The sequence below is a fragment of the Devosia sp. genome (genome assembly GCF_036676215.1).
Taxonomy (GTDB): Bacteria; Pseudomonadota; Alphaproteobacteria; order Rhizobiales; family Devosiaceae; genus Devosia.
Genome location: NZ_JAKFDJ010000131.1, coordinates 1 through 7,565, shown reverse-complemented (window position 1 = coordinate 7,565; position 7,565 = coordinate 1). Strand labels below are relative to the sequence as shown.

Here is a 7,565-nt window from a genome sequence, read left to right as displayed (position 1 = left end):
ATCGCCGCAGCCAGGCCCAGTGCCAGCTTGGCCAGCACATTGGCAGTTGCCGGTGCAATGACGACAATATCCGCCCAGCGCGCGAGGTCGATATGCTCGGTGCCCGATATGTCCGCGCCGAACAGGTCGGATTTGACCGGCCGCCCGCTCAGCGTTTCCAGCACCAGCGGGGTAATGAATTGCTGCGCGCTGGCCGTCAGCACGCATTGCACCTGATGGCCCCGCTTGGTGAGTTCGGACACCACATCGGCAATCTTGTAGGCCGAAATGCTGCCCGTCACGGCGATAAGGATGTTATTTGTCATTGAGCTGCCCATAGCGGAAAAGGCCCAGAAGCGTGAGGTCGGGCTCAAGGCGGAAACGCTCCGAGAGGCGGATCAGCCGCGAGCAGCCCCCAGTCGCCACCAGCGTGGCCTGGGCAAAACCCGCGTCGCGCAGCAGCCGGTCGGCCATGCCCTCGATCAGCGCTTCATAGCCCTGCAAGACGCCACTCTGGATCTGCGTCTCGGTCGTATTGCCCACGACGTTGTCCGGCCGTATCAGTTCGACCGCGAAAAGCTTGGCGGCGCGCCCCTGCAGGGCCCGCCAGCTGGTTTCGAGACCCGGAACGATCGCGCCGCCGATATAGCCGCGCGCCGGGTCCACCAGGCAGAAGGTGGTCGCCGTTCCCGCATCGACAATCAGCAAAGGCGCCGGCGCGCGCTGCAGGGCGCCCGCGACATTGCACAGGCGGTCGGCACCCAACTGCTCCGGATGGGGCAGGTCGAGTTCGAAATCGCGCGCCAGGCCGGCGTTGATGGACAGGCAGGGAAGATTGCTGCAGGCCTGGGCCACCACGCGCTCCAGCGCCGGCACCACGGTGGACAGGATCACCCGGTCAACCAGGTCCCAGACGCTGCGGCCCAGCGGATCCTGGAACAATTGCCGCAGCAGCATGCGATACTCGTCGGCGGTGCAATGCGGATCGGTGCGGAAGCGCATCTCGGCGATATGGTCCCCATCTGCGCGAAACACGCCGGCGACGGTATGGGTGTTGCCGATGTCGAGCAGCAACCAGTGTTCAGGCAAGGGGTGGCTCCTCGGTCGGGCTTTTGACATCAGCGATATAGGCAGTAACAGCCTCGCGGACAATCGTGGCGACGTCGGCCCTGGGCCTGGCAAAGCTCGGCGCTGGCCCGATGCCCAGACCGATAAGGTCGTTGATCACCAGCACCTGTCCCGCGCAGTCGGGACCCGAACCGATCCCAATGGTGGGGATGTCCAGCAGTTTGGTGATCTGAGCCGCTAGGTCGGGGACGACCATCTCCAGCACAATGGCAAAGGCCCCCGCCTCCTGAAGCGCCTGCGCCGCTTCGATCAATTTGCGCGCCTCGGCATCAGTCTTGCCGTGGCGATAAAAGCCGCCCAGCTGGTGCACCGCCTGCGGTGTCAGTCCGATATGGGCGATTACGGCAATGCCCTGTTGGACGAGCCTTGCAGCGATCGGCGCGGCCCAGGCGCCACCTTCGATCTTGACCGCCTGGCAGCCCGTTTCCTGCAGCACCGCAACCGCGCTGCGCAGCGCGGTTTCCGGATCGGTGGCGGTGCCGAACGGCAGGTCGCACACCACGAGCGCTCGGCTGCTGCCCCTTTGAACCGCCGCGGCGTGACGGATCATGTCCGCCAGGGTTACCGGGAGGGTGGTCTCGTACCCCAGCACAACGTTGCCGAGGCTGTCGCCGACCAGCAGGATGTCGATGCCCGACTGGTCGAGCAGGCTCGCCGTAACGTGGTCATAGGCAGTTAGCATGGCGATCTTTTCGCCGCGTTGCTTCAGTGCCTGAATGTCACGCGTTGTCAGTCGCTTTGTGCCGGTCTGGACAGACATGAGTTTCCTGAGTTGGTGCGATCAGAGGTCTGCCCCTGACGACGACAGTTCCGAGCGCCGGTGAATGATACGGTCAGGCCTGACCGCTTTCCGGCAGGCCCCGTTGGTATCTGTCGTGCCGGACGCCTTCAAGTCCCAGTCGCTGCGACGCCCATCTCGTCCCGCACGAGATCGGCGGTGGCTATAATGACCTGATCGGGAGCAACAGCCAATGCGGCCATGGTATGAACGCTGGCGGGCTTGCCGAAGCCCGCCCCTCTTCGACCTGGATATGATCAAGGTGCGTCTAGGGTTTCGTCCCGCTGAGGATATCGAGGAACTCGATGGCCATGGCTGCCGTCCAGGTGAAGCGGTCGCCGCCGCAGGCCTCGCCGGTGATCGGATCGTAGTATTCGGCGAAACCGGCCTCGGTGATCAGACCGAGGCTCGACCGGATGATGTGGTCGGCCACCTCCGTCTCGCCGATCGCCGTCAACCCGTCCGCGATCATGTAGTTGGTCACCAGCCAGGCCGGCCCGCGCCTCGTGCGATGGCACGATGAATTTGACCGCCTTGGACCAGCGCTCGATGGTGCGGGCGATGTCCTGCGCGCGGGCCTTGGGTATCCCGGCGAAGGCGGGCAGCAGGCCGCCAAGCGAAGCGCTGTCGATCAGTTCGCCGATGGTGCGGTCCTTGCACAGATACGGCTTGTGCGCATCTTCATTGCAAACGTTTGCGCCGGCTCCGCTGCAAGTCAATAGCTTGCCGCTTTTGCACCAGTTGGGCGCCGAGGCGAGGCTAATGGAGGAGAACGATATCTGCGCTCGGACATGCCTTGTACCGATGACGCAGGCGTGTGTGGGCATCGCCTGACGAAGGTCATAAGGTCGCGACTGGGGTGCGCACTGGGAATTTGAATGACATTTTTTAAGCTCGAAGCCGGCTCCGGTGGGACCGGCAAGGAACCGCTTGAGCTCGTTCGACATTCAATGAGCTTCTCGGCCCCTTCAGTGTTGTCGGCCGTTATGGAGGCCGAAGGTCTGATCTACCGAAACCCCGCTCTCTACGAGAACTGCCGTGCGGTTGTCGTGGCCCTCGACGGCGGTTTGGTGGTCTGGTCGCGCGCCTTCGCGGCGCACTAGCTCCATCCAGCTCATCCACGAGTAGCATTCGGCCGCATCGGCGGAGCTGGCGCCAGTTATTCGACCGTGACCGACTTCGCCAGGTTGCGGGGCTGATCGACATCGGCGCCCAGATGAACCGCCGCGTGATAGGCCAGCAGCTGGACGGCAACGGCGGCGATGATCGGGGCCACGAAGGGATGGACCTGCGGCATGAGGATTGTCTGCTGGGCCATGGCTCCATGGGTGGCGGCGCCTTGCGCATCGGTGATCAGGATGATCTTGCCGCCGCGTGCACACACTTCCTGCATGTTGGAGATGGTCTTTTCGATCAGCTCGTCCGATGGCGCGATGACGACCACCGGCACGGTCTCGTCGACCAGCGCGATCGGGCCGTGTTTGAGTTCACCGGCGGCATAGCCCTCGGCGTGGATATAGGAGATTTCCTTGAGTTTAAGCGCTCCTTCCAGGGCGATCGGATAGAGCGAACCGCGCCCCAGAAACAGCACGTCGCTGGCCTTGCTGAGGCCGCGGGCAATCTTGGCTATATCCTCCTCGACGGTCAGAGCCTTTGCCAGTGCCCCGGGCAGCGACACCAACGCCCCCACCAGTTCGGCCAGGGCCGCATTGTCCAATGCCCCGCGTGCGCGGCCGGCGACGATGGCCAGGCATGCCAGAGTGGTCAGCTGCGCGGTGAATGCCTTGGTGGAGGCGACGCCAATCTCGGGACCGCAGAGCAGGGGGAAGACTGATCCGGACTCGCGCGCAATGGTCGATTCGGCGACGTTGACCACGCTGGCAATATGCTGCCCGTTGGCGGCGCAGTAGCGCAGGGCGGCCAGGGTGTCGGCCGTCTCGCCCGATTGCGAGATGAAGAGGGCCAGGCCTTCCGGCTGTAGTGGCGGCTGCCGATAGCGAAACTCGGACCCCACGTCGATATCGACGGGAAGCCGGGCGTAGCGCTCGAACCAGTACCTGCCGACCGCGCCTGCGAGATAGGCCGTGCCGCAGGCCGAGACCGTCATGCGGCCGAGCGTCGCGAAGTCGAAGGCGAGCGGCGAACGCACGACCAGGGTGTCGGTCGCCCGATCGATGAACTGCCCGACGACGCGCGAGACCGCGTCGGGCTGCTCATGGATTTCCTTGGCCATGAAGTGGCGATAGGGCCCCTTCTCCACGATGCTGGAAGAGGCATTGCTGTGATGCAGTATGCGGCTGGCGACCATGCCGTCGCGGGTGCGGATCGAGGCCTTTTGCGGTGTGACGACGGCCCAGTCGCCGTCATCGAGATAGGTCACCCTGTCGGTGAACAGCGATAGCGCCAGTGCATCCGAGCCGAGGAACATCTCGCCATCGCCGTGGCCGATGGCCAGTGGTGACCCCTGGCGTGCGGCGACGATCAGGCCCTCCTCGCCATGGAACAGGAACAGCAGGGCAAAGGCGCCCTCCAGCCGGCTGACGGTCGCCTGCACCGCGGCAACCGGCGAGAGGCCCAGATCGAGCCAGCGCGTCGCCATCATCGCCACCACCTCGCTGTCGGTCTGTGTGACGGGCAGGTAGCCATCAGCCGCCAGTTCGACCAGCAGGGAGCGGTAGTTCTCGATGATGCCGTTGTGGACCACCGCGACGCGGGGCGTGGCATGGGGGTGGGCATTGAGCTCTGTCGGCGCACCGTGGGTGGCCCAGCGCGTGTGACCGATGCCGGTCACTCCCTCCAGGGGATCCAGGGTCAGCTTCTCGGCGAGATTGACCAGCTTTCCTGAGGCCCGGCGGCGCTGGATTTCTCCATGATCGAGCGTGGCGATTCCGGCGCTGTCGTAGCCCCGGTATTCGAGTCGGGCCAACGCGCCGATCAAGCGATCGACGACCGGTTCCCGCCCTGCAATGCCCACGATGCCGCACATGCTCGCCTCCTGACCGATTCCGGGTTGAGGCTAGGACAACCCTGGACGCGGGGCATTGATGGCAGTCAATGGACCGACTGGCACATAGACAAATGCCCTGCCGGGGCAGGGCATTCGCAGGATGGCGGCGTATGCGCCGCCCGCGGGGAGTCAAAGAATGAAATCGTCAATGGTGAGCGTTATCAGCCCGGTAAGCTCCACCTGGAAATCGACCACCCTGTCCCCGTTCATGTCGCCAAGAACAATGGTCTTGTCACTTGCGGTTCCAGCCGGGTCTTCCTGAAGCCAGCGCAACTCCCCACGCACCCCGGTAAAGGCCGCGCCTTGTGTCGCCAGGAAGGTGAAGGCGTTGTCACCCGGCATCAAAGTGTTGGCGTCGATGGCAGAAAAATCCATGACATCCGCGCCGGGGGTGAAATCGGTGATGATATCGCGGCTGGTGGCGGTCTTGCCCGTCTCGGAAACCAGATTGAAGTAAAAGGTATCGTCGCCGGGACCGCCCGTCATCACGTCGCGCCCGGCGCCGCCGGTGATGCGGTCGTTGCCGGCGCCCCCGATCAGGGTATCGACTCCGCCTACGCCCAGCAGGACGTCGTCTCCATCGCCGCCATTGAGCATATTGGCACCAGACGAGCCGGTTATGACGTCGTTGCCCGCGCTACCGATGATGTTTTCGATGGTGTTGAGCGTGTCCGAGCCCGTTTGGCTGCTCGAGGCGGTGCCGGCCGTCAGATTGACCGTAGCAGCCGCAGTGGTCAGCGAGAGATCATAGACATCGACGCCGGCATTGCCCGTATAGCGGTCGTTGCCGTCATTGAGGGTCGCCATGAAGGTATCGTTGCCACCGCCGCCGCCGGCCGTGTCATTGCCCTCTCCACCATAGATGACGTCATTGCCGCCGCCACCCGAGATGGTGTCGTTGCCGGCCAGCCCGTAATAGGTGTTGGCAGTGCTGCGCGCGGCCATGTTGTTGTCGCCGGCTGTGCCCATGATCACGTTGGTGGGCAACAGGTCCATCATTGCGCTGCCCTGCGCCAGCTTGGTGCCAGCCGTGGCGGTGTAGGCGAAGGTGACGCCCGTATCGTTGTTGGTCGGGGGGGTATAGGTCCATTCGCCCGGCCCTGCTTCCGTCACCGTGCCGATGGATGCGCTTAGCGAGGTGATCGTGAAGTCGCCACTCAGTCCCGAGCCGACAAGCTCGGCCGCCGTAATGATGCGCGACGTATTGGCGACGAGCGGCGCCAGGGTGGTCGTCTCCAGCACGTCTACGACTTGGCTGGTCGCCGTCGAGATGACGGTTTCGGTGGTCCCGCCGCCGTCCTGATAGGTGACTACCACCCGCACGAACTGGTCGGCGTCGGCCTGCACCAACTGATAGGTGGCCGCCGTCGCCCCGGCGATGTTGGCAAATACAGTGCCATTGCCGCGCTGCCACTGGTAGGAGAACGCCCCAAGCCCATCCGGATCGGCCACAAGCGCCGCACTGGCGCTCAGGGTGACATTCTCGATGGCGGCGCCGGTGATGACTGGCGCGCCCGTCGGAAGATCATTGGCATTGAGAACGGTGATGACCAGAGCCCTGGCAACGTTGAGCGTCCCGTCCGTCGCTGTCAGCGTCATTGTAATGGTCGGGCTCGTCTCGTAGTCGATCGTCTGACCGGCCTTGAGATAGAGCGCACCGGTGGGGGCATCGATTTCGAAGCGGGCGTCCGAGACGGTCACGACATTGTTGCGGAATGCCTCTGCCAGATCCGGGTCGATGACCAGGAGATCTGCCACCTTGGTGCGCAGAGCATTGTTCTCGGTCACGCCGACCTGGTTGGTGGCCTGGATATCGGTGGGCGCATCGTTGGCGTCGCTGACCGCAAGCGTGATCGGCTTGGAGTAGACGACCGTCCCATCGGTGGATGTCAACGTCAGCGCGATCTCAGATGCGGTCTCGAAGTCCACCACCTGGCCGGCCTTGAGATAGAGCGCGCCGGTGGGTCCATCGATCTCGAAGCGGGCATCGGAGACGGTAACGACATTGTTGCGGAGCAATGGATCGACGTCAGGATCGATCACGGTCAGATCGGCAACCTTGAAGCGCGTCGCGGTATTCTCCGGGATCGTGACCAGATTGGTCAGCACGATATCGGTGGGCGCTAGGTTAATCCGCACCTGCCGAACGGCGACCGTATGGCTGCCGATAGCGCCAAGGTCGAGTGTCAGCGTATCGCCGGCCAGGCTGACGACGCTGGCTCCAGTGGCTTCATAGGTGAAGCCTTCCGTCTGCTTGACGTCGATGACCACCCTGCCCTCACCGGCAATGGTGAAATCGAGATTGGTGCCGTTGCCGGTCAACGCAAGCAATTGGGCTCGCGAGCCGATCGAGGTGATGTGGGTAACGTCGGTGATTGCAGTTCCCAGTTGCACCTGGAACGTGCCGCCATCGGCGTCGAGGAAGACGCTGTCGGCGTCATAGGCAAACCAGTTGGCGACCGAACTGATGGTCTTGCCGCCAAGGTCATCGAGTTCCAGCGCAAATGTACCGAGTTGGCCAATTTGCGGCGTGGCTTGCATGGTGATGACGTCGCCGGCCACCGTGAACCCGAAGTCGGCGCGTTCGAAGGCTTTGATGCGCGCGGCCAGGTCGGCCAGGGTGACGAACTCCGTGCCGGCGGCATAGGCCGTGGCGATGAAGTTCGTGAACAT

General features: G+C 63.8%; 7 protein-coding genes. 1 reads left to right on the top strand and 6 read right to left on the bottom strand.

The genetic code is table 11. The features are described 5' to 3' along the window. The 4 genes from V6M52_RS12075 to V6M52_RS19985 all read right to left on the bottom strand — a co-directional run. Positions 1-305: flavoprotein (locus tag V6M52_RS12075; protein ID WP_332701200.1), on the bottom strand; the 305-nt coding region annotated here is incomplete at its 3' end. Further along, positions 295-1,068, bottom strand: coding sequence for a type III pantothenate kinase (locus V6M52_RS12070; RefSeq protein ID WP_332701199.1), 774 nt, complete (start codon positions 1,066-1,068; stop codon positions 295-297). The genes V6M52_RS12070 and V6M52_RS12075, both read right to left, overlap by 11 nt. Next, the gene (gene panB, locus V6M52_RS12065) at positions 1,061-1,867 is read right to left on the bottom strand and encodes a 3-methyl-2-oxobutanoate hydroxymethyltransferase (protein WP_332701198.1); all 807 of its coding nucleotides are present in this window, start codon (positions 1,865-1,867) and stop codon (positions 1,061-1,063) included. The genes V6M52_RS12070 and panB overlap by 8 nt, the downstream gene beginning before the upstream one ends. A gap of 286 nt (positions 1,868-2,153) precedes the next feature. Further along, entirely contained in the window at positions 2,154-2,501 is a 348-nt protein-coding gene (locus tag V6M52_RS19985; RefSeq protein WP_442881854.1) for an MGH1-like glycoside hydrolase domain-containing protein, read from the bottom strand. A 262-nt stretch (positions 2,502-2,763) separates the two neighbouring features. On the opposite strand from V6M52_RS19985, the gene V6M52_RS12055 reads away from it, so the two are divergent. After that, positions 2,764-2,988, top strand: coding sequence for a hypothetical protein (locus V6M52_RS12055; protein ID WP_332689368.1), 225 nt, complete (start codon positions 2,764-2,766; stop codon positions 2,986-2,988). A gap of 56 nt (positions 2,989-3,044) precedes the next feature. On the opposite strand, the gene glmS is transcribed toward V6M52_RS12055, so the two are convergent. After that, entirely contained in the window at positions 3,045-4,871 is a 1,827-nt protein-coding gene (gene glmS / locus V6M52_RS12050; RefSeq protein ID WP_332701196.1) for a glutamine--fructose-6-phosphate transaminase (isomerizing), read from the bottom strand. Between the two features lie 150 nt (positions 4,872-5,021). After that, positions 5,022-7,565 (bottom strand): M10 family metallopeptidase C-terminal domain-containing protein (locus V6M52_RS12045; RefSeq protein WP_332701195.1); only part of this gene is annotated, 2,544 nt, incomplete at its 5' end.